Annotated in this window: 18 protein-coding genes; 8 read left to right on the top strand and 10 right to left on the bottom strand. The window is 52.0% G+C overall.

The window, feature by feature from the left end:
• Positions 1-119: 119 nt before the first annotated feature.
• A complete protein-coding gene (locus tag GN278_04395) occupies positions 120-449 on the bottom strand; it encodes a hypothetical protein (protein ID XAT60121.1) in 330 nt (109 codons plus the stop codon).
• Positions 450-669: 220 nt separating this feature from the next.
• Between GN278_04395 and GN278_04390 the strand changes: the two genes are divergently transcribed.
• Positions 670-1,872, top strand: coding sequence for an MFS transporter (locus GN278_04390; protein ID XAT60120.1), 1,203 nt, complete (start codon positions 670-672; stop codon positions 1,870-1,872).
• Between the two features lie 68 nt (positions 1,873-1,940).
• Here the strand turns inward: GN278_04390 and GN278_04385 are convergent, their stop codons facing one another.
• The 9 genes from GN278_04385 to coxB all read right to left on the bottom strand — a co-directional run bounded on the left by GN278_04385 (position 1,941) and on the right by coxB (position 10,822).
• Complete coding sequence (locus tag GN278_04385) at positions 1,941-3,365, bottom strand: FAD-binding protein (GenBank protein ID XAT60119.1); 1,425 nt, start codon at positions 3,363-3,365, stop codon at positions 1,941-1,943.
• Between the two features lie 21 nt (positions 3,366-3,386).
• Positions 3,387-3,971: a GNAT family N-acetyltransferase gene (locus GN278_04380; protein XAT60118.1), complete on the bottom strand. Its 585-nt coding sequence runs from the start codon at positions 3,969-3,971 to the stop codon at positions 3,387-3,389.
• Positions 3,971-5,236 (bottom strand): insulinase family protein, encoded by a 1,266-nt coding sequence (locus GN278_04375; GenBank protein XAT60117.1) that lies wholly within the window; start codon positions 5,234-5,236, stop codon positions 3,971-3,973. Before GN278_04375 ends, GN278_04380 begins: the two co-directional genes overlap by 1 nt.
• Positions 5,233-6,624: a threonine synthase gene (locus GN278_04370; protein ID XAT60116.1), complete on the bottom strand. Its 1,392-nt coding sequence runs from the start codon at positions 6,622-6,624 to the stop codon at positions 5,233-5,235. The genes GN278_04375 and GN278_04370 overlap by 4 nt, the downstream gene beginning before the upstream one ends.
• 4 nt (positions 6,625-6,628) lie before the next feature.
• On the bottom strand, positions 6,629-7,303 hold the full coding sequence (locus tag GN278_04365) for an SURF1 family protein (protein XAT60115.1): 675 nt from the start codon (positions 7,301-7,303) through the stop codon (positions 6,629-6,631).
• Positions 7,304-7,399: 96 nt separating this feature from the next.
• Positions 7,400-8,200, bottom strand: a complete 801-nt coding sequence (locus tag GN278_04360) for a cytochrome c oxidase subunit 3 (GenBank protein ID XAT60114.1) — start codon at positions 8,198-8,200, stop codon at positions 7,400-7,402.
• 21 nt (positions 8,201-8,221) lie between these two features.
• Positions 8,222-8,797 carry a cytochrome c oxidase assembly protein gene (locus GN278_04355; GenBank protein ID XAT62541.1) on the bottom strand — a complete coding sequence of 192 codons (576 nt, stop codon included), beginning with the start codon at positions 8,795-8,797 and terminating at the stop codon, positions 8,222-8,224.
• Between the two features lie 169 nt (positions 8,798-8,966).
• Positions 8,967-9,905, bottom strand: coding sequence for a protoheme IX farnesyltransferase (locus tag GN278_04350; protein XAT60113.1), 939 nt, complete (start codon positions 9,903-9,905; stop codon positions 8,967-8,969).
• 47 nt (positions 9,906-9,952) lie between these two features.
• On the bottom strand, positions 9,953-10,822 hold the full coding sequence (gene coxB, locus GN278_04345; protein XAT60112.1) for a cytochrome c oxidase subunit II: 870 nt from the start codon (positions 10,820-10,822) through the stop codon (positions 9,953-9,955).
• 188 nt (positions 10,823-11,010) lie between these two features.
• Between coxB and tldD the strand changes: the two genes are divergently transcribed.
• From tldD to GN278_04310, 7 genes are all read left to right on the top strand, one after another.
• Positions 11,011-12,432, top strand: a complete 1,422-nt coding sequence (tldD, locus tag GN278_04340; GenBank protein XAT60111.1) for a metalloprotease TldD — start codon at positions 11,011-11,013, stop codon at positions 12,430-12,432.
• 68 nt (positions 12,433-12,500) lie between these two features.
• A complete protein-coding gene (gene dprA, locus GN278_04335) occupies positions 12,501-13,649 on the top strand; it encodes a DNA-protecting protein DprA (GenBank protein ID XAT60110.1) in 1,149 nt (382 codons plus the stop codon).
• A 159-nt stretch (positions 13,650-13,808) separates the two neighbouring features.
• Positions 13,809-16,322, top strand: a complete 2,514-nt coding sequence (topA, locus tag GN278_04330) for a type I DNA topoisomerase (protein XAT60109.1) — start codon at positions 13,809-13,811, stop codon at positions 16,320-16,322.
• A 155-nt stretch (positions 16,323-16,477) separates the two neighbouring features.
• The gene (locus GN278_04325) at positions 16,478-17,176 is read left to right on the top strand and encodes a 3-oxoacid CoA-transferase subunit A (protein XAT60108.1); all 699 of its coding nucleotides are present in this window, start codon (positions 16,478-16,480) and stop codon (positions 17,174-17,176) included.
• Positions 17,177-17,186: 10 nt separating this feature from the next.
• A complete protein-coding gene (locus tag GN278_04320; protein XAT62540.1) occupies positions 17,187-17,816 on the top strand; it encodes a 3-oxoacid CoA-transferase subunit B in 630 nt (209 codons plus the stop codon).
• Positions 17,817-17,963: 147 nt separating this feature from the next.
• Positions 17,964-19,100 (top strand): hypothetical protein, encoded by a 1,137-nt coding sequence (locus GN278_04315; protein XAT60107.1) that lies wholly within the window; start codon positions 17,964-17,966, stop codon positions 19,098-19,100.
• 87 nt (positions 19,101-19,187) lie between these two features.
• Complete coding sequence (locus tag GN278_04310; protein ID XAT60106.1) at positions 19,188-21,596, top strand: ligase-associated DNA damage response DEXH box helicase; 2,409 nt, start codon at positions 19,188-19,190, stop codon at positions 21,594-21,596.
• Positions 21,597-21,630: the final 34 nt, after the last annotated feature.

The following is a 21,630-nucleotide window of genomic DNA, read 5'->3' as shown; positions in this document are numbered from 1 at the left end:
CATCGGTATCCCGTCGGTATCGCGGCAGTATCACGGTGGTGCGGATTTTACCTATAAAACCGCCCTGCCCGCGCCTAATTTACCATCAAATTTAAAATAAATTTGTGGTTTACGATCCTTTATTCAATGCGCGCATGCCCGTCATATTCAAAAATGTTAGCCAAGGCGTTTGGATCGGCGTTCTGCATGTTGATACCAATGTCGCCAGATGCATCACTATTGTGCGACCAATGCGTCAGCACACCACAGATTTGGCAGCGGTGGAAAACAATCATCCGATCACCCCAAATATATGTATCTGTCGTCCCTGATACGATGAAGCGGTTTGCTGGGTAATAGGACCACAGCGCTCCATTGCGCCTACAGATCGAGCAACTGCAGCGGTTTAATTTGCGCGGCGGTTCAGGTAATGAAACCGAAACCTGACCACAATGGCACTGGATGTTCATCAGCGCTTATCCGCTATGAATTTGTAACTGCAGCTGGGAAAAAATAACATGTCAGGCTGCTCCTTGTTTATAGCATCCGTGTAAGTGGCCGTGACCCGTAATTTAAATTTATCATCTCCAATCTATTTCTCTGCTTTTCCCTCTAGCTTTACGTTTTAGGCCTATCACCGAGGTTATTTTCATATATGTGTCGGTACTAGTTTACTTTTTGAATGCGGCAATGACACAGTCCTCGACGCCAAACATTATTATCACTCTGACGTTGTTAACGGCCGTCCCGTTAATGTCGCTCAATATGTTCATGCCATCCTTGGGTATCATGGCACAGGATTTCAACGTTGGCTATGATACTATGGCCATCGCTGTCTCTGGCTATCTTGTATTCACCGCAGTGCTTCAACTTCTGGCAGGTCCGGTGGCCGATAGGTTTGGCCGGCGGCCGGTTTTATTGGTAAGTCTTGGGCTTTTCGCCGCAGCCTCTGTTGGATGCGCTCTGGCCGAGACTTTTAACAGCTTTCTGTTTTTTAGGGTTTTGCAGGGTGCGGTGATCACCGCATCCGTGCTGTCGCGCGCTATCGTAAGTGATGTGGCCGCCCCAAAGCAGGCAACGGTTATATTGGGATATATCGGCATGGCCATGAGCCTTGCGCCAATCCTTGCGCCCTCGCTTGGCGGCTTTCTGTCAGACGCAGCGGGCTGGCGGGCAAATTTCTGGCTTTATGCGGCAACGGGCATCGGGCTTTTGGCTTTGGTTTGGATCAGATTGCCGGAAACATCGGGGCCGCAGGCCCTTGGAGCATCGGCGTTCATAAAGTCATATTTTGAACTGGTCAAAAGTCGTCATTTTTGGGCCTATACCCTTATCATGGCTTTCTCAATCGGGGCCTTTTATGTCTTTATCAGCGGGGTGCCCTTGGTGGCGGTTGAACAGTTGGACATGAGCCAAAGCCAGATAGGTTTGGCCATAGGCTCAATGACCATGGGGTTTTTAACCGGCAGTTTTCTATCTTCACAACTTGCAAGCAGGCTTGCGGCAAACACGGTGATTTTACTGGGCCGAAGCATCGCCACATTTGGATTGCTCAGCTGTTTTCTTTTGCTGTGGTCCAATATGGTGCCACCTTGGGCAGTTTTTGGCGGCGCGATCTGCGCCGGTCTCGGCAATGGGCTGACCATTCCAAGTGCCAGTTCGGCCATCTTGTTTGTACGCAAAGATCTAGCCGCTAGCGCGTCCGGGCTTTTCGGGGCCGTCATTGTGGTTTTTGGCGCTCTCTTTAGCACCATGACAGGGATATTCATTCAAGCTCAGCCAACAGCTTTTGCGCTCATCAGCTTGATGCTTTCGGTATCAATCATTGGTCTGGGCATTACGGTTTGGATATGGCTCGGTTCTCACAAGGCGCAGCCGGAACACATAGGCTAATACTGGTCTGGCCTATTGGGCTCTGCACAAGATGGTACAAAGGCGCAAACAGCTTTCGGTAGTTTGCTTCAGCCAGACACAGATTTCAAAACCGCCCCCGGGTTCATAATGCCTTTGGGGTCAAGGGCGGCTTTGATCGACCGCATCGCCGCCAGTTTCACTGGATCGCCATAACGCTCTAAATCATCGGTTTTAAGCCGTCCAATGCCGTGTTCTGCGCTGACCGAACCGTGCATCTGATGCACCAGATCATGCAGCGCGCGCTTGATTTGGTCGCGTTCCTTTAAATGATCATCACGGGTTTTACCGGGCATCGGAAAGACATTGTAGTGCAGATTGCCGTCGCCAAGGTGGCCAAAACAGTTGATCCTAAATTCGCCAATGGCAGCCACCACATCGCAGCCTTTGGTGATAAAATCCGGTACCATCGAGAGCGGTAATGAAATATCATGGCTGGACACGGACCCAACCAGCCGGTTGGCTTCGGGGATTTGTTCGCGAATGGCCCAAAAATCATTGCGCTGGGCCTGCGTTGCGGCCAACAGCCCATCACTGACCAGTCCCGCCTCTAATGCACTGGCAAACATACCTTCAAGAATGCTTTGGGCAGCAATATCACCATTTAGCCCAAGCTCGATCAGCACACACCACTCAGGCGGTGCCTCAAACGGTTGGCGCACCTGTGGCAGCTTTTCGGACAGAAATGCAAAGCCTTGCCGGTGGATCAGCTCAAAAGCGCTAATCGCCTCGCCTGCATGATCGCGCGCCATATCCAAAAGGTTTAGCGCAGCCTGCGGCGAGGGCACGGTCAAAAGCGCAGTGCCCACGGACGACGGCTGCGGGCTTAGCTTGAGCGCAGCGGCGGTTATTACCCCCAATGTACCTTCTGAACCAATTAGCAGATTGCGCAGATCATATCCGGTATTATCCTTGCGCAGCCGGCTGAGCCCGTTCCAGATGGAGCCATCCGGCAGCACCGCTTCGAGCCCAAGGCATAAATCGCGCGCATTGCCATAGCGAAGCACATTCACACCGCCAGCATTGGTGGCCAGATTACCACCAATCCGCGCCGATCCTTCGGCCGCCAGAGACAGCGGAAACAGCCGGCCCCGATCTTGAGCGGCGGATTGGATATCTGCCAGTATTGCGCCTGCATCGGCAATCAAGACATTCTCAGAAGGATAAACAGCACGAATTTTAGTCATCCGCTCAAGCGATATGATCAAAGGCGCCGGTCCACCCGCGTAAATCTGGCCGCCCACCAAACCGGTACCGCCCCCGTAAGGCACAACCGCAACTTCGCCTTTCTGTGCATGACGGATGAGGCAGGCCACCTGTTCAGTGGTTTCAGGCAAAGCCAAAATGCCCGCCTGCCCAGCCCAACGTCCGCGTGGCTCTTCTAGATAGCGCGGCTCTGGCGGGCGAAAAATCCGCTCGGGCAGATCGCGTTTTAACTTTGTTAAAAACCTATCATCAGCTGCGTTCAACCGCATGCTTTCTCCTCATGCATTCAACTATCCAGCCGAGGTTCTACCGCGGCGATCATTTCTTAATGCTGCATATAGCACGTGGGTGCGCCACCGGCCATTAATCTGCAAATAAGCTTGGGCCACACCTTCATATTTATAGCCACATTTCTCCAACACTCCGCGTGAAGCTTTATTTTCCGGCAAACAGGCGCTTTCGATGCGGCTGATATCCAATGAGTTAAAGGCATAATTAACCATGGCGCTCAGCGCTTCGCGCATATAGCCCTGACGGGTATGCTGCACCCCCACCCAATAGCCCATCGTTCCGGCCTGAACAGGGCCACGGCGAATATTGGACAGGGTGATAGCCCCAATTAAAGCGTTGTCACTGTGGCGGCTTAAAAACAGCGGCATCCCAGTGCCCTCATTGATGAGCCGCTGCGCCCAATGCACACGGGTGGTAAAGGCTTTGCGTGTAAGGTGATCTCTGGCCCATGTTGGCTCCCACGGAGTGAGAAACTCACGACTTGAAGAGCGCAATGCTACCCAAGCGCGATAATCGGAATGCACCGGAGCGCGCAAAACCAGCCGTTCCGTTTCAATCCGGACTTTGCGCTTGAACAAAAACATCACGCAGCGCGTCTTTGTTGCAACTCCGTCCAAGCCGGAGCCTTTTCAACCGGGCCATAGAGCGCCAAGGCCGACGGTGCAGAGATCGCGATATGTTCGCCGTAGCGGCGCAAGTCTTCGACTGTCACCGCATCAATTTTTTGTACGGTTTCTTCCAATGTTGGAACATAGCCCCAAACCTGAACCATCCGTGCCAGCCGCTCGGCGCGGCTTGAGGCGCTTTCCAACCCCATCAAAAGTCCAGCTTTCATTTGTGCCCGCGACCGATCCACTTCGGCAACCGTAATGTCGCCAGCAGCGCGCTTCAGCTCATCGAGCGTGAGCAAGGCCAGCTCGCCAAGCTGTTCACCGCTAGTGCCAGCATAGATGGTGGTCATGCCTGTATCGCTAAACGCGCCGGTTTGGGCAAAAATAGTATAGCAAAGGCCGCGCTTTTCGCGAATTTCCTGAAACAGCCGCGATGACATTCCACCACCCAGCGCGATAGAAAAAATCTGTGCTGCGTAAATATCTTTATCGCGGTAGCTTGGGCTTTCAAACGCCAAGGCCATATGCGCCTGCTCTAAGGACTTTGCCCTGCGAAAATCGCCGCCGCGAAAGTTGGCAAGGCCAAAATTTTCGGCTGGGCCACCCGCTGCAAGATCGCCAAAATGCTCTTCGGCCATTTTCACCAGAGCTTGATGATCAACCCCTCCTGCAGCAGCCAAAATCATGCGCTCAGGGCGATAATGTTCGGCAATAAACCCTTGTAGATCGCTGCGCGAAAAGCTTTGCACCCGTTCACTAGGGCCCAAAATCGTTCGTCCAAGCGGTTGGTCTGGATAAGCTGTTTCCTGAAGCCAATCAAAAATGACATCGTCGGGGGTGTCTAATGATTGCCCGATTTCCTGCAAAATTACACCACGCTCTGTTTCGATTTCTTTTTCATCCAATACGGAGTTGCGGAGAATATCAGCTAGGATTGTACAGGCCAATGGCACATCATTTTTGAGCACCCGCGCGTAATAGGCGGTTACCTCGCGTGAAGTATAGGCATTTATATACCCGCCAACATCTTCAATCGCTTCTGCGATTTGCAGCGCAGTGCGGCTGGTGGTGCCTTTAAAGGCCATATGTTCGAGAAAATGCGCGATCCCGTTTTGTTGCGGCAGCTCATGCCGGCCGCCAGCTTTGATCCACACACCGATTGATGCGGATTCTAAGCCCGGCATATGTTCAGTGACGATTTGAAACCCGTTCGATAGGGTGTGATGTTCTACGCTCAAGATGTAATCCGTTCTTTAATAAAAACCTTCAATGCGCCCAAATCATTGGCCACGCGCGACACCCGTTCGGGTCGATCATAAAGATCAGCCATACGCTCTGGCAGCGGTGGGTGCAAGCCAGAGGCGGCTTCAACCGCTGCCGGGAATTTGGCCGGATGAGCAGTTGCCAATGTGATCATTGGGGTTGCGCTGTCGCGCATAGCTTCGGCCACGTGAACTCCAATGGCAGAATGCGGGCACAAAAGCTCACCAGAGTGCTGATGCCAATGGGCAATCGCCGAAGATGTTTGCGACTCAGAGGCGCGGCCAGAGACAAAATCACCAGCCAAGCGTTGCTGAACCCCTTGCGACACAGAAAAACCGCCTTTGGATTTTAGATCCTCCATCAGCTGGGCTACTGCCACACCATCCCGGTCATAAGCATCAAACAGTGCACGCTCAAAATTCGAGCTGACCTGAATATCCATTGAGGGGCTAATCGATGGAATAACCTCTTGGGTTAGATAGGCCCCTGTGCTCAAGCAGCGGTGCAAAATATCGTTTTGGTTGGTGGCCACCACCAGTTGATCAATGCCAAGCCCCATCCGCTTTGCGATATAGCCTGCAAAGATATCACCGAAGTTACCAGTGGGGACTGTAAAGCTTACTTTGCGGTGCGGCGCCCCAAGTGCGACAGCCGAAGAAAAATAGTAAACAACTTGGGCCAAAACCCGCGCCCAGTTGATTGAGTTGACCCCAGCCAATCGAACCCCGTCACGGAATTCAAAATCATTAAACATATCTTTAAGCCGCGCCTGACAGTCGTCAAAATGCCCGTCAATAGCAATGGCATGCACATTGGCCTCGCTCGGGGTGGTCATTTGCCGGCGCTGTACTTCTGAAACGCGGCCATGCGGGTAAAGGATAAACACATCCACCGCATCCAGACCGCGAAACGCTTCTATTGCCGCGCTTCCAGTATCACCGCTGGTGGCCCCTACAATGGTGACCCGCTCGCCGCGCCGCGCCAGCGCAACTTCGAACAGCTGACCTATTAGTTGCATGGCAAAATCTTTAAACGCCAAGGTTGGGCCGTGGAACAATTCAAGCAGGAAGTGGTTGGACGAAAGTTCCACCAAAGGTGCGCGTGCACTGTGGCCAAACCCTGCATAAGCCCGGGCGATGATATCGCCAAATTCTGCATCACTGAATGTATCGCCTACAAATGGCCGCATTACTCGGAACGCAACTTCTTCATAGCTTAGTCCAGCCAGCGCCGCGATATCATCCGTATTCATGTGCGGAATGGTTTGTGGAACATAAAGGCCACCGTCGCGCGCCAGCCCCGTAAGCATTGCCTCTTCGAATGTTAATATGGGCGCTGCGCCGCGGGTCGAGATATACTTCATCCGTTTAAGCCTTTTTTCGGGTGCGCGTGCGGCGCAGGAAAACCGCACTCATAGTGATCCATACCGCAGCCAGAGAAAACCAGGTTATGGCATATTGCAAGTGATCGTTCGGAATTCCACTGCTGTCTATCGGCAAGGGCGACACGGCTTTTTCGGATGGTGACACGTTTGAGGCTACGATCAAAATCGGCAAAGTTCCAAGCTCTTTCGACAAGGCCTCGACATCCCGGGCAAACCAGATATTTTTTTCCCTATCTGGCTGCGGTGTATAACTGTCTATTTCATCCGGCCAATGCAGATTTCCAAGAACAGACACATCTTTCTCAATAAAAGGGGGCAAAGGCGCAGCGACCTTTATGAAACCACGATCCAATAGTACCTTTCGCCCATCCGTTTCAAAAGCTGAAATGAGCCGGTAGCCTGCACCAATCCTTTTTCGGCTGACCAAAACCCGGATGGTGGTGGGATACAACTGCCCCTTGGCTTGGACCGGTAAATATCGATCATTCAAAATGGTTGGCTGCTGCGGAATATCGACAGGCTGCGCCACAATTTTACTGTCGATTTCGTGCAAGATCGCCTGTTTCCAAGCGAGCCGGTCCAATTGCCATTTGCCCAAGAACAACAGAACGGCCGTGCCAGCCAATCCAAAAACAATGACAAAAAGCACGCGTTTCAAGCTATTTTCCTATTTGGTTAAAGAAAAAGCGCACAGTGACCCTGTGCGCTTTGGTTATGCGATAAGCTGGATTGGGCTGCAACCGTAATTGCCGGCTTAGCCGCCCCAGATGTAGACTGCCGCAAATAAGAACAGCCAGACAACATCCACAAAGTGCCAATACCAAGCAGCGGCTTCAAATCCCAGGTGTGATTGGACCGTAAAGTGACCGCGCAGAACCCGCATCAGACAGATGAACAAAAAGATGGTTCCAATAAGAACATGAAAGCCATGAAACCCAGTGGCCATGAAAAAGTTAGCGCCGTAAATATTCCCTGAGAAGCCAAAGGCCGCATGGGTATATTCATAGGCTTGGAAAACGGTGAACACAGCCCCAAGCGCAATCGCGATAATCAGACCCCATTTCATATCTTCACGGTTATCTTCATGTACCAAAGCGTGGTGCGCCCAAGTTGCTGCTGCCCCCGAACAGAGCAGGATTAGCGTGTTGATCAAAGGCAAGTGCCAAGGGTCAAACGTTTCGATCCCAACAGGGGGCCAAACACCATCCTCAATTGGGCTCATTTCGCCCATTGGATACATCGCATGTTTGAAGAAGCTCCAGAACCAAGCCACAAAGAACATCACTTCGGACATGATAAACAGGATAAATCCATACCGCAGACCGATAAGCACCACGGGCGTGTGATCACCCGCAAAGTTTTCCGCCACAGTTTCCGCCCACCAGCCGTACATGACATAAAGCACGCCTAAAAGACCAATAAGCATCATCCAAGGGCCACTGCCGTGGAAAAACAAAACCGATCCAAATAGCATTATAAAGGCCGCAACGGCGGCAATAAATGGATACGCAGACGGGTTTAGAATGTGATAGTCGTGGTTTTTTTCATGCGCCATAATGGTCCCTCGCCGGACGGTTTAGTTGACAGATGTTATCGAGCGCTGCGTGAGCGCTGCTGAACGCTCTGGCAGATCAATTTCGTAAAAAGTATAAGACAGCGTGATGACCTTTGTAAACTTGGCATTGCGGTCATCTACCAGCTCCGGGTCAACAAAAAAGCTTACCGGCATTTGCACGCGCTCGCCTGGCTGCAAAACCTGTTCTTCAAAGCAGAAACAGTCTATTTTGGTGAAAAATGCGCCCGCCTCATAGGGGGTCACGTTATAAGAAGCCGAACCGGCAATGGGTTTATCAGTGGGGTTGTAGGCCTCATAAAACGCCAGACCTGTTTCCCCGATGCGCAGTTCCATTTCGCGCTCAACAGGGGCAAACTGCCATGGCATATTACGCTCAAGCGACGCATCGAAACGTACTTTTATGGTTTTGCTTAATATCTCATCCGATCCGGCATCAGCAACATTGGTGATGCCGCCAAAGCCTGTAACCCGGCAAAACCAGTCATAAAATGGAACCGAAGCCCACGCCAGCGCGCCCATCACAATCACAAGCGTAAGCGCCTGAAGGGCTGTTTTGCGCTTTGCGCGTTCTGACAGAATATCAGACATCAGCCCTGAGCCTCCGCAGTGGCGCGTTCAAAATCACCATTGGTGACCTTAACAACCGTTAATCCAAACACGATCGCGACCAAACCCACCAGCACCAAACCGACACCCATATTGCGGCTAAACCGGCGCTTGTGCAATTCGTGATCAGGGCGAAAGCTCATAGCATGCCCCCGAGCCCATAGCGGTCCAAACCCGCTTCAAACAAGATCGCCAAAAAGAGCGCAAAAAGATAAAATAGCGAAAGCTTGAAAAATTTGCGTTCGACAAGAAACTGATCTGCCGCACTGTCCGCTTCACTGCGCCGCCAAATTTTCACCGCGCCGATGACAAACCAGATATTGAGCACTATCGCCGTGCTTAGGTAAACCAAACCGCCAATAGCGCTAAAGCCTGTGCCAACAGCAATAAGCGCGAGCAGAACGGTGTAGACCAAAATATATACCCGAGTTGTGCGGCGACCGTGCGTTACGGTCAACATCGGCACATCGGCATTGTCGTAATCATCGCCCAAAAATAAGGCCAAGGCCCAGAAATGCGGCGGCGTCCACATGAATATCAAGGCAAACATCAATAGCCCTTCAACAGATACCCCACCGGTGGCAACAGCCCAGCCAATCATGGGTGGAAACGCCCCGGCCGCCCCACCAATCACAATGTTTTGTGGTGTCGAACGTTTTAGCCAAATGGTATAAATCACCACATAAAAGAAAATCGTAAAGGCCAAAAACCCTGCTGCAAACCAGTTCGCCGCAAGCCCAAGCATCACAACCGAAAACCCGGACAGCGCGAACCCCAGAGCTTTAGCATCTTCTGGCGAAACCAAACCGGCTGGTATAGGTCGTTTGCTGGTACGCTTCATCACTCGGTCTATATCTGCGTCCCACCACATGTTTAAGGCGCCCGAAGCCCCGCCACCAATTGCTATAAAAAGCACCGAAACCAATCCGACAAACGGATGCACACCGACTGGTGCTGCCAGCAAGCCAACAAAGGCGGTAAACACAACAAGCGCCATCACTCGCGGTTTCAGCAAGGCAAAGTAATCACCAAACTGAGCTTCAGTTGTTCCTACATGCACGCTGGTCGTATCGCTCATCGCTAACTCGCTTTGCCAGACCCTTTTAGATTAGCGGGTCGTTTGCCTTAGTCGGCTTGTGCCACATCGTAACTTATGGGAGTACCGGCGTATTCTTCGATCGCACCGTTCAACCAAGCGTCATACGCCTCTTGGCTGACCACTTTGACGGTAATGGGCATATACGCATGATCTTTCCCGCATAGCTCAGAACACTGACCGAAATACACGCCCTCTTTGTCGGCTTCAAACCAAAGCTGCGCAAGCCGGCCTGGAACAGCATCTTGCTTGACGCCAAAGGCTGGAATGGTCCAGCTATGGATTACATCCGCGCCGGTCAACTGCATCACAACAATCTTATTCACCGGCACAACCACGGCTGTGTCTGTGGCCAACAAAAACTCATCACGGCTATATCCGGCTGCAATCAATTCGGCCTCTACTTCATCGTTCAAAACTTTGCCATCGCCAATCATGAAGCTGTCAAAACCGAAATCATGGTCTACGTATTCATAGCCCCAATACCACTGATACCCAGTGACTTTAATATTGATGTCCCCTTCTGGAATTTCCTGCTGATTGAACAAGACAGGAAGAGAAAATACACCAATGAAGACCAGTATAAAAATTGGCAGAACTGTCCAGGCCACCTCAATCGGAGAATTATGGGTAAAGCTCGCTGGATTGGGGTTTGCGCGGCGGTTAAAACGGAAAATCACATAAATCAGCAAGCCAACAACAAAAAGCGAGATGAGTGTGATGATGATCAGCAAAAGATCATCAAGTGACTGAATGTCACGGGCCAAATCGGTTGCTGCCGGTTGAAAGTCGATGCCACGCTCTTTCGGTTTGCCGATGATCTCTAATGTGTCTTGAGCATAGGCAGGAAAAGCTGAACAGGCAGCCAAAAATCCAAAGAGCTTTGTTGTCAGTCGCATAGTTCACCCCAATCCTTTGAGTGGTGTCTTCTTCTAATTCCACGAGATTTTTGACTTTGGTATAGAATCCCGTTGTACTTTGGTTGCTAAAGAACATATTCTGCTCCAGAGATAAAGAAAGAAGCTTGCGGCAAACGGACGCTTCTGACCAGTTCTTTAAAAATCGTACCTGATCCGGACCCCCCACTATGACAGACCTCGCTTTCGCGCCCTTTGAGACACTTCTTGACCAGAAAACTGCACTATCCATATTGCAAAAAACGGTTCACCAAGCAGAAGATGGCGAGCTTTTTTTAGAGCGTAGGCGGTCTGAAACTTTAGTGTTTGACGACGGCCGTTTGAAATCAGCAAATTTTAATGCCGAAGAAGGCTTTGGTCTGCGGGCAGTTTTGGGTGAGATCACCGGCTATGCGCATTCAACAGAAATATCCGAGGCTGCGCTCAAACGTGCCCAAGGCACGGTGGCACTGGCGGCGCAGTCCGGCGGTGGAACATGGGCCGATGCACCGGTGCGCACAAACCGCTCGCTCTATCGCCCAATTGATCCCACCTCAGAGACCACATTTGCCAGCAAAGTGGATCTTCTGTGTGAAATTGATGCCTTTTTGCGTGGGCTTGATCCGCGGGTCGTTCAAGTCAGTGCTGTAGTGTCTGCCGAATGCCAAGACGTTGTGATACTTCGACCGGACGGAACAATTTACAGCGATACCCGGCCAATGACGCGGGTCAATATATCGGTCATCGTAGAGCATGACGGCCGCCGCGAAACTGGATCAGCAGGCGGCGGCGGGCGCTACGAACTGGATCGGCTGATGCGCGCAGAAGATTGGCAACCCAAGGCGCGCGAAGCGTTACGGATTGCTCTGGTAAATCTAGACGCCATACCTGCCCCAGCCGGTGAAATGGATGTGGTTTTAGGACCGGGATGGCCGGGGATATTACTGCATGAGGCTATTGGACACGGATTAGAGGGCGATTTTAACCGCAAAGGCAGCAGCGCCTTTGCTGGTCTGATGGGCAAACAAATAGCCTCTCGTGACGTGACAGTTCTTGACGATGGAACAATTCCCGACCGCCGTGGATCAATCAGCATTGATGACGAGGGCACGCCTTCAGGCAAAAATACCCTGATCGAAAATGGTGTACTGGTTGGCTATATGCAGGATCGCCAGAACGCGCGGTTGATGGGTGTTGAACCAACGGGAAATGGGCGCCGGCAAAGCTATGCCCATGCGCCGATGCCGCGCATGACCAACACCTACATGCTCGGCGGTTCCAATACTCCTTCTGATATTTTATCCGATCTCAAAGACGGTATTTATGCAGTTGGCTTTGGCGGCGGTCAGGTGGATATCACGAACGGTAAATTTGTATTTTCCTGCACCGAGGCCTACCGCGTTAAGAATGGCAAGGTCGGGCAACCGATCAAAGGCGCCACCTTGATTGGTGATGGGGCCACGGCTTTGAAACAAATCCGAGCTTTAGGCAATGATATGGCACTTGATCCGGGCATGGGCAGCTGCGGCAAAGCCGGCCAATGGGTACCGGTCGGGGTTGGACAGCCAACAGTGATGATTGGCGGTCTGACCGTGGGCGGCTCGGCAGGCTAACTTTGGCGCTTTTACTCTGAATTAACCTGTTCTGCCGTACATATGATTCTGTAAGCGACGGAGTTGTGATGGCCGACGAGATATTCTCTTCCTCTCACCCCCTACTCCCACCCACCACGGAAGATGACCGGGTAGCATGGCTTCGTCTCTTACGCTCTTACCGCGTTGGCTTGAGCACCTTTTACCGATTGATGTCCAACTATGGCTCGGCGCAGGCAGCTCTTGCCGCACTTCCCCAAGTGGCTGCAGATGCGGACCTGCAAAACTACACCGCATTTTCTGAAAGCGCAGCTCGGTCTGAAATGGCAGCGGGCAAAAAACGCGCGGCTCGGATGGTTTTTCGCGGGACACCCGATTATCCCTTATCCTTTGATGACCTTACGGACGCGCCCCCGTTTTTGTGGGCGGTCGGCGATCTAGAGCTATTGCAGCGGCCTCAAATTGCCCTCGTGGGTGCGCGCAATGCCTCGTCATTAGGGCTTAGGATGACCAAATTGATGGCCGCAGATTTGGGCGCTAAAGGCTTTGTTGTTGTTTCTGGCCTCGCCCGTGGCATTGATACAGCAGCCCATACCGCATCACTTGCGACAGGCACAGTGGCGGTTCAAGCCGGCGGAGTTGATTTTAAATATCCTGCGGAAAATGCTGCGCTCTGGAAAGATATTTCTGAGACCGGCTTGCTGCTGTCCGAGCAACCGATTGGATTACCGCCAAAAGCGCGGCATTTTCCAATCCGCAATCGGTTGATATCGGGACTAGCGCAGCAGGTTGTGGTGATTGAAGCAGCGGGTAAATCCGGCAGTTTAATCACCGCTAAAACAGCTTTGGATCAGGGCCGCGACGTGCTTGCGGTGCCGGGGCATCCATTTGATGCGCGCGCCTCGGGCTGTAATCTGCTGATCCGCGACGGCGCAACGCTGGTGCGATCTGCCCAAGATGTTATCGACGCCATTGGGCCGGTTGCGCTGCAAACCATAAAGCCGCCCCAACGCCAACTACCTGACCAAACCGCGCCCAAACCCCGCACCCTGCAGCAAACCGCCAAACTTCATCAGTTGATCCTAGATCGGCTTGGGCCCTCTCCGCTAGCCGAAGACCAATTAATCCGCGATCTACGGGCAAATTCCGCAGAGTTTTCTGCAGCGTTGATAGAGCTTGAAATTGCCCGCAAAGTTCAGCGTCAGCCGGGGGGAATGGTGGCGCTTGAGCAACCGTAGAACGGTCCATGACAGAAGCATCAAAACGTCTTTGGGACTATCTAAAGTTCAAACTTTTGTTATTTTTGCACAGTTTTGAAATGGCCTCATTGACAAACACACTCATTCAAACGCATCTTCCGCCGCCAAAGAGGCCCAACCGAGTCGAAAGGAAATTGCATGCCGGTCGTTGTGGTAGAATCCCCAGCCAAAGCAAAAACAATCAATAAATATCTTGGTTCGGATTTTACAGTTTTGGCCTCTTACGGGCACGTTCGGGACCTACCTGCCAAAGACGGGTCGGTCGACACAGACGCCGATTTCGAAATGCAATGGGAGGTTGGCGCCGACAGCCGCAAACATATCAAAGCCATTGCTGATGCGCTTAAGGATGACAATGAGCTAATCCTTGCAACGGACCCGGACCGCGAAGGCGAAGCCATTAGCTGGCACCTTGAAGAAGCGCTGCGCAAACGCAAAGCGATCAAGAAAGACACCCCTGTAAGCCGGGTGGTGTTCAACGCGATCACCAAAGCCGCTGTCACCGAAGCCATGCAAAACCCACGGCAGGTCGATGCACCATTGGTCGAGGCGTATCTGGCACGCCGCGCGCTGGATTATCTGGTGGGCTTTAATCTTTCGCCTGTTCTGTGGCGCAAACTGCCAGGGGCAAAATCCGCTGGTCGGGTGCAATCGGTTTGCCTACGACTGATTGTCGAGCGTGAAATGGAAATCGAAGCTTTTCAGGCCAAGGAATACTGGTCGGTGAAAGCGTTGCTCGGCTCTCCTCGCGGGCAAGATTTTGAAGCGCGGTTGGTCAGTTTGGCCGGCAAAAAGCTAGATACACACGATCTGGAGAACGGCACACAAGCCGAATTGGCCGTCCAAGCAATCAACAGCCGTGATTTACAGGTCACATCAGTTGAAGCCAAACCTGTAAACCGGAATCCATCAGCACCTTTTATGACATCGACGCTGCAGCAAGAGGCCTCGCGCAAGTTTGGCATGGGCGCGCGGCAAACCATGAATGCCGCGCAGCGGCTTTATGAGGCCGGGCTTATCACCTATATGCGGACCGACGGCATCGACATGGCACCCGAAGCAGTGATGGAAACCCGAGATGCGATCAAAGAGCGTTACGGGGATGACTATGTCCCCAGCAGCCCGCGCATGTATAAAAATAAAGCCAAAAACGCCCAAGAAGCCCATGAGTGCATCCGCCCCACAGATGCGCGCCGCGATACCGCAAGCCTGAAACTGACCGATGCAGACCAGAGGCGGCTTTACGATCTGATCTACAAGCGGACCATTGCTTGCCAGATGGCTGCGGCGCGGCTTGAACGCACCACGGTTGATATTGGCAGTGCAGATGCGCAGGTCGGGCTGCGTGCGACCGGCCAAGTGGTGCTGTTCGACGGATTTCTGCGGGTCTATGAAGAAGGCCGTGATGACAGCGCCAGCGACGATAACGACAAACGCCTGCCGCAGTTGATGCAAGGTGATGCGCTGGTCAAGCAAAGCATTACGCCGACCCAACATTTCACCCAGCCTCCGCCGCGCTTTACCGAAGCAACGTTGGTCAAGCGCATGGAAGAGCTGGGTATCGGGCGGCCGTCAACTTATGCCAGTATCGTGACCACTATTCAGGAGCGCGAATATGTCCGCAAAGAACAAAACCGTCTCTTCCCAGAAGACAAGGGGCGCATTGTCACCATCTTTTTGCTGAATTTCTTTCGCCGCTATGTCGGGTTTGATTTTACCGCTGGGCTGGAAGATCAGCTTGATCATGTCAGCGCTGGAAAAACAAACTACAAAGAGGTATTGGGGGCTTTTTGGCGGGATTTCTCGGCGGCAATTGCCGAAACATCAGAACTACGCATCACACAGGTTCTTGATATTCTTGACGAAAACCTCGCGCCCCAGCTGTATCCGCCACGCGAAGATGGCAGCGATCCACGCGCTTGCCCACAATGCGGCGTTGGTCGCCTTCATCTTAAAACATCCCGCACGGGCGGTTTTGTTGGCTGTGGAAATTATCCAGAATGCCGCTATACCCGCCCGATCTCAGGCGAAAACGCCGAAAGCGGTGATCGTCTTTTGGGCGAAAATGAGGGCGATGAAATACATCTTCGCACGGGTCGGTTCGGGCCTTATGTGCAGCGCGGCGAAGTCAGTGAAGATATTCCAAAACCGCCCCGCGCCAGCCTGCCCAAAGGCTGGCCCGCCACCGATATGGATTTGGAAAAAGCTCTGATGCTGCTTGATTTGCCGCGTGAAGTAGGCCCACACCCCGAAGACGGGGTGATGATCGAGGCTGGCATTGGACGCTATGGGCCGTTCGTCAAACATGGCTCGCTCTATGCCAACATCAAAGAAGTTGACGAAGTCTTCACCATTGGCATGAACCGCGCCGTTGAAGAGCTTGCCAAAAAAGCAGCCAGCAGCGGCGGACGGCGGGCGGCGGCCAAGCCGATCAAGGAATTGGGCGAGCATCCAAGCGAAGGCGGACCGGTAAATGTGATGGATGGACGCTATGGTCCCTATGTCAAATTTGGCAAAATCAACGCTACACTGCCCAAAGATGTGGCGCCTGAAGACGTAACAATGGATATTGCGGTGGCTTTAATCGCGGAAAAGGCAGCAAAAAGCGGCAAAAAGCGCCCTGCTGCCCGCAAGAAAGCCAAAGCAAAATAATGATCTGATGCTCAGACGGGCTTTGATCTGCCGTGCTAATACCAAGTTTTTTTGAATTCTTGCGTGATTTCAACTTTTGAAACCCAGCTCTGAATTGACTCTAAGCCCGGCTTTGGTCACATATCTTTTTAAGATATATGAGGGAGAGATTTCCGATGAAGAAAATATACGGCTCAGCTTCGGAGGCGTTGGACGGTTTGCTGTTTGACGGGATGTTTATTGCATCGGGCGGCTTTGGTCTGTGCGGGATACCGGAACTGCTTTTGCAGGCCATCAAAGAAGCCGGCACCAAGGATATGACTTTTGCCTCAAACAATGCCGGCGTTGATGATTTTGGCATCGGGATACTGCTGCAAACCAAGCAGGTCAAAAAGATGATCAGCTCTTATGTGGGGGAAAACGCCGAATTTATGCGCCAGTATCTTTCAGGCGAGCTAGAGCTTGAGTTTAACCCACAAGGCACGTTGGCCGAGCGGATGCGCGCAGGCGGCTGCGGCATCCCGGGGTTTTATACCAAGACCGGTGTGGGGACTGTGATTGCCGAGGGCAAAGAGCATAAAGATTTCGACGGGGAAACCTATATCATGGAGCGCGGTATTTTTGCCGATCTGGCGATTGTGAAAGCTTGGAAAGCTGATGAAACCGGCAATCTTGTGTTTCGCAAAACAGCGCGCAACTTCAATCCACCGGCGGCCATGTGCGGCAAGACCTGCGTGGTCGAGGTTGAAGAAATCGTCGAAACCGGATCGCTTGATCCCGACACTATTCACCTTCCAGGGATTTATGTGCACCGCTTGATCCAGGGCGAGCACGAGAAACGCATTGAACAGCGCACAACGCGCCCAGCCGCATAAAGGAGATTTGATCATGTGGGACCGCAATCAAATGGCCGCGCGCGCTGCGCAAGAGCTGCAAGACGGCTGGTACGTCAATCTGGGTATCGGCATTCCGACGCTGGTCAGCAATTATATCCCTGATGGGATCGAGGTGACGCTGCAATCGGAAAACGGCATGCTGGGTATGGGGCCGTTTCCGATCGAAGGCACGGAAGATCCCGATCTTATCAATGCTGGCAAACAGACCATTACCGAATTGCCGCAGACCGCCTATTTCGACAGTGCCACCAGCTTTGGCATGATCCGAGGCGGCAAGATTGCAATGGCGATTTTGGGGGCGATGGAAGTGGCGGAAAACGGCGATCTGGCCAATTGGATGATCCCCGGCAAGCTGGTCAAAGGCATGGGCGGCGCGATGGATTTGGTGGCCGGTGTGGGCCGTGTGGTGGTGGTGATGGACCACACCAACAAACACGGGCAAAGCAAAGTGCTGAAAGCCTGTAGCCTGCCGCTCACCGGCAAGGGTGTCGTAGACCGGATTATCACCAACTTGGGTGTTCTTGATGTGGTTGAAGGCGGTCTGAAAATCGTCGAATGCGCCGAGGGCGTCAGCGAAGACGAGATGCGCGCCTCAACAGAAGCCACAATCGTAGACTAGGCCACGGCAACGATCCACGTCTGGGCTGCGCGATTATTTTGCGGCAGACCGGCTGCTTTTGTTAAACCGTTGTGGTTTTGGTACTTTTTTTGCTATCAGATAGATATATGTATCAAAAGGCACGCATTGGGCAACCAAAGGGCAAAAATGAAACTATTTAAAGCGATCAGCTTTTTATTTGCTGCACTGCTAAGTGTCTTGGGCCCAGTCCTTGCTTTTGCCCAGTCGGTCAGTCTGAGCGAGATTGACACATCGGTGCGGTTGCATGCCGATACATCGCTGATCATTACTGTTCCTGAAGGTATCCAAGAGGTAACCATTGCCAATCCTCGGATCGCTGATTTTTCAGTGGTCTCTGACACATCGCTTTATTTAATTGGAAAATTACCGGGTCTAACCTCGCTTACTTTTCTAAGTGATAGCGGTGATCTTTTAAAAACCATCGAGGTCAAAGTAGAAATAGATGTGCGCGAGTTGCGTGCCAGACTTAAAGAAGTGCTGCCCAAAGATAACCTTCGTGTGATGCCTGCCAATCAAGGTGTCATTGTATCCGGATCTGTTACCAGCCCAAAAAAATCAAAACTGGCACTGGAAATCGCAGAACAGTTTTTCCCTGGAAAAGTGTCCAATGCCATTACGATCCAAGCCGCCGCAAAACACAAATTTTCTCTCAATGTGATTAAGTTGGGCGGGTCTCAAATAGCCGGTCTAAAGCGCAAAAACCAACTTTTGGAAGAACCAAAAACTGCCGCGAGCAAATTGCAACATTTACGTCAATACACCCTGCTTATGGGTGCATCACAAAAGCAAAAGTTCATTTCCGATAACCAAATTCCAACCATCAACCAGCAAACGTTAACAGTTAGCTCAGCAAAAGCCCAAACAGCTTTCTTTGGCCAAACTTTTGATGCCCCCACCCTGACCAAGAGCGCAGACATCATTATTTCACAGTTGCGCAGTGGATTGTTTGTGACAAGTAAAATTAGTGCGCAAGCAAATAATCTTGTTGAATTACAGCTAAAAGTTGAAAGTGCGACGCCTCAAGCTGTAGCCGCCAAGCCAAAGGGCTTTACCACCTATCTTATCGAGCGGCAGTCCGTGAGCCATAAAATGGCTTTGAACAAGGGGTATATCACGCTGTTGGAAATTGGAGGGCCCTCTGACACACTTCAAAGAGTGTACAGCATTTTTGATTTTTATGTCACTACATTGGTGCAACCCAACGCAAAACCGCAAAATGATGTAAGATATTTCTTAGTATTTGATGGCGCAGCAGGTGGGTAAATTACCCCACATGCCTTGTAACGCAAAGGTCTGTGGCGCGCGCTGTGCCTAGCCAAACCAATTAATTAATTAAGCAAAAAAAACCCAATGATAGACAGTACAGACATAGTTCTTAAATGGGTTTCAAGCAAAGGCTGGCATCTGTTTCCCCATCAGCGCGACATGCTGCAAAGCGCCGATTTACCCGCCCAATTGTTGATCGCTCCAACCGGTGCAGGAAAAACTCTGGCCGGGTTTTTGCCGACGCTGGCAGACTTGGCAAATCATCCACACCAAGGCCTTCATACTATTTATGTCTCACCGCTGAAAGCTTTGACCGCAGATATCAAGCGCAACCTGATGACCCCAATTCGCGACATGAATTTGGACATCAAAGTCGAGGATCGTACCGGCGATACATCATCCCATATCAAACGCCGCCAGCGGGCCGATCCACCGCAGATTCTTTTGACAACACCAGAAAGCCTCGCGCTGCTTATATCTTATCCAGAAGCCCCACTAATCTTTGCAGGTTTGCAAAGAGTATTGGTGGATGAAATCCATGCATTGGCCGAAAGCAAGCGCGGCGATCAACTGGCTTTGGCATTAAGCCGCCTCAATGGAATTTGTCCCACCCTGCGCCGGGTTGGTCTATCCGCCACAGTCGATGATCCGCATGCAATCACCGAATTGCTATCGGGCGCAGCAGATGCTTGCCCAGTCTGCGTTGCCGATGGTGGACCGGCGCCCGATATATCAATGCTAAAAACAGATATGCCGCCCCCGTGGTCAGGGGCGGGCGGGCGCTATGCGGTTGAGCCGGTCCTAGAGCAAATCAAACAACATAAAACGACGCTTATTTTTCACAACACGCGCGCGCAGGCAGAAATATTTTTCCATCACCTTTGGCTAGCCAACAGCGATCACCTACCAATTGCAATCCATCACGGCAGCCTTGATCGGGTGCAAAGGCAAAATGTCGAAGCTGCCATGACCGCAGGCGAGCTGCGCGCGATTGTGTGCACCGGCAGCCTTGATCTTGGAATTGACTGGGGGGACGTTGATCTGGTGATCCAGATCGGAGCACCAAAAAATGTCAAACGGTTGGTGCAGCGCATCGGACGGGCGAACCACCGTTACAATGCCCCGTCCAAGGCGCTGATCGTTCCGGCCAACCGGTTTGAGATTGTTGAATGTGTGGCCGCACTTGAAGCCGTGATTGCAAATGATCTTGATGGGGAAAAGCGTGCCGGAAAACCATTGGATGTGCTCTGCCAGCATATCGTGTTGGTTGCTTGTGCCGGCCCTTTTGACGCAGACGAACTTTATGCCGAAGTCTGCACCACCGGCAGCTATAGCGCACTGACCCGGGCTGAGTTTGACCAATGTTTGGATTTTTGCACCACAGGAGGCTACGCACTTAGGCGTTATGATCAGTGGCACCGTTTAATCCAGCAACCAGATGGTAAGTATAGCCTGCGGGACATGCGAAGTGCGCCGCGCATCCGGATGAATGCCGGCACCATACAAGACAATGATACCCTAAAAGTGCGACTTCAACGTCGGCGCGGCGGCAAGCCGCTGGGCGAAGTTGAAGAAGCTTTTGCCGCTACTCTGTCGCCGGGGGATACGTTTTTGATTGGTGGCCAAGTGGTGCGATTTGAAAACCTGCGTGAAATGACGGTCGAGGTGTCCCGTCACGCAAAGAAAAAACCAAAGATCGCAACATACAGCGGCACTAAATTTGCCACCTCAACCCAACTGTGCGACCGAATATTAAACCGTTTTTCTAACAAAAACTGGTCGTGTCTGCCGGCACACACAGTGCAGTGGCTGGAAAAGCAAATTGCAATCTCGGCGTTACCTCAGCCTGATACGCTTTTGCTTGAAACATTCCCCCGCCAAGACCTGCATCATTTGTGCGTGTATGGTTTTGCCGGACGTAATGCCCAACAGACACTGGGGCTTTTGCTAACCAAACAGCTTGAAGCAAGAGGGCTTGCGCCCTTGGGGTTCGTGGCCACGGACTATGCAACCCTGATTTGGGGCTTAGAGCCAATTAAAACCCCAAAAAGCCTGTTTGATCCTAATGATTTGGAATGCGGTTTAGGCGAATGGTTGGCCAGCAACGCAGTGATGAAGCGCAGCTTTCGCTCAGTCGCTACCATTGCTGGTTTGATCGAACGAAACTTGCCGGGGCTGCAAAAATCGGGCCGCCAAGCGACCTTTTCTTCGGATATTCTCTATGACACTTTATTGAAATATGACCCAGACCACCTGATGATGCAAATAACCAAAGGCGAAGCAATGCGTGGGCTGGTGGATTTTTCTCGCATTCGGCAAATGCTTGACCGGATAAACGGGCGGATCGAACACCGCGATCTGCCATATCTGTCACCTTTTTCTGCTCCTTTATTTTTAGAAGCAGGACGGGTGCCAGTAGATGGACAAGCGGTAGAGCGATTGATTTCTGAACATACAGAAGCCCTTATTGAGGAAGCCGGATTGGATTTCTAGGCTTGCCAAATGCGCCGAACTCTGGCCTTTAGGG

It is taken from the genome of Rhodobacteraceae bacterium Araon29 (assembly GCA_039640505.1).
GTDB lineage: Bacteria > Pseudomonadota > Alphaproteobacteria > Rhodobacterales > Rhodobacteraceae > CABZJG01.
Note: the sequence above shows the minus strand (reverse complement) of the source record. Positions and strands in the feature narration are given on the sequence as shown.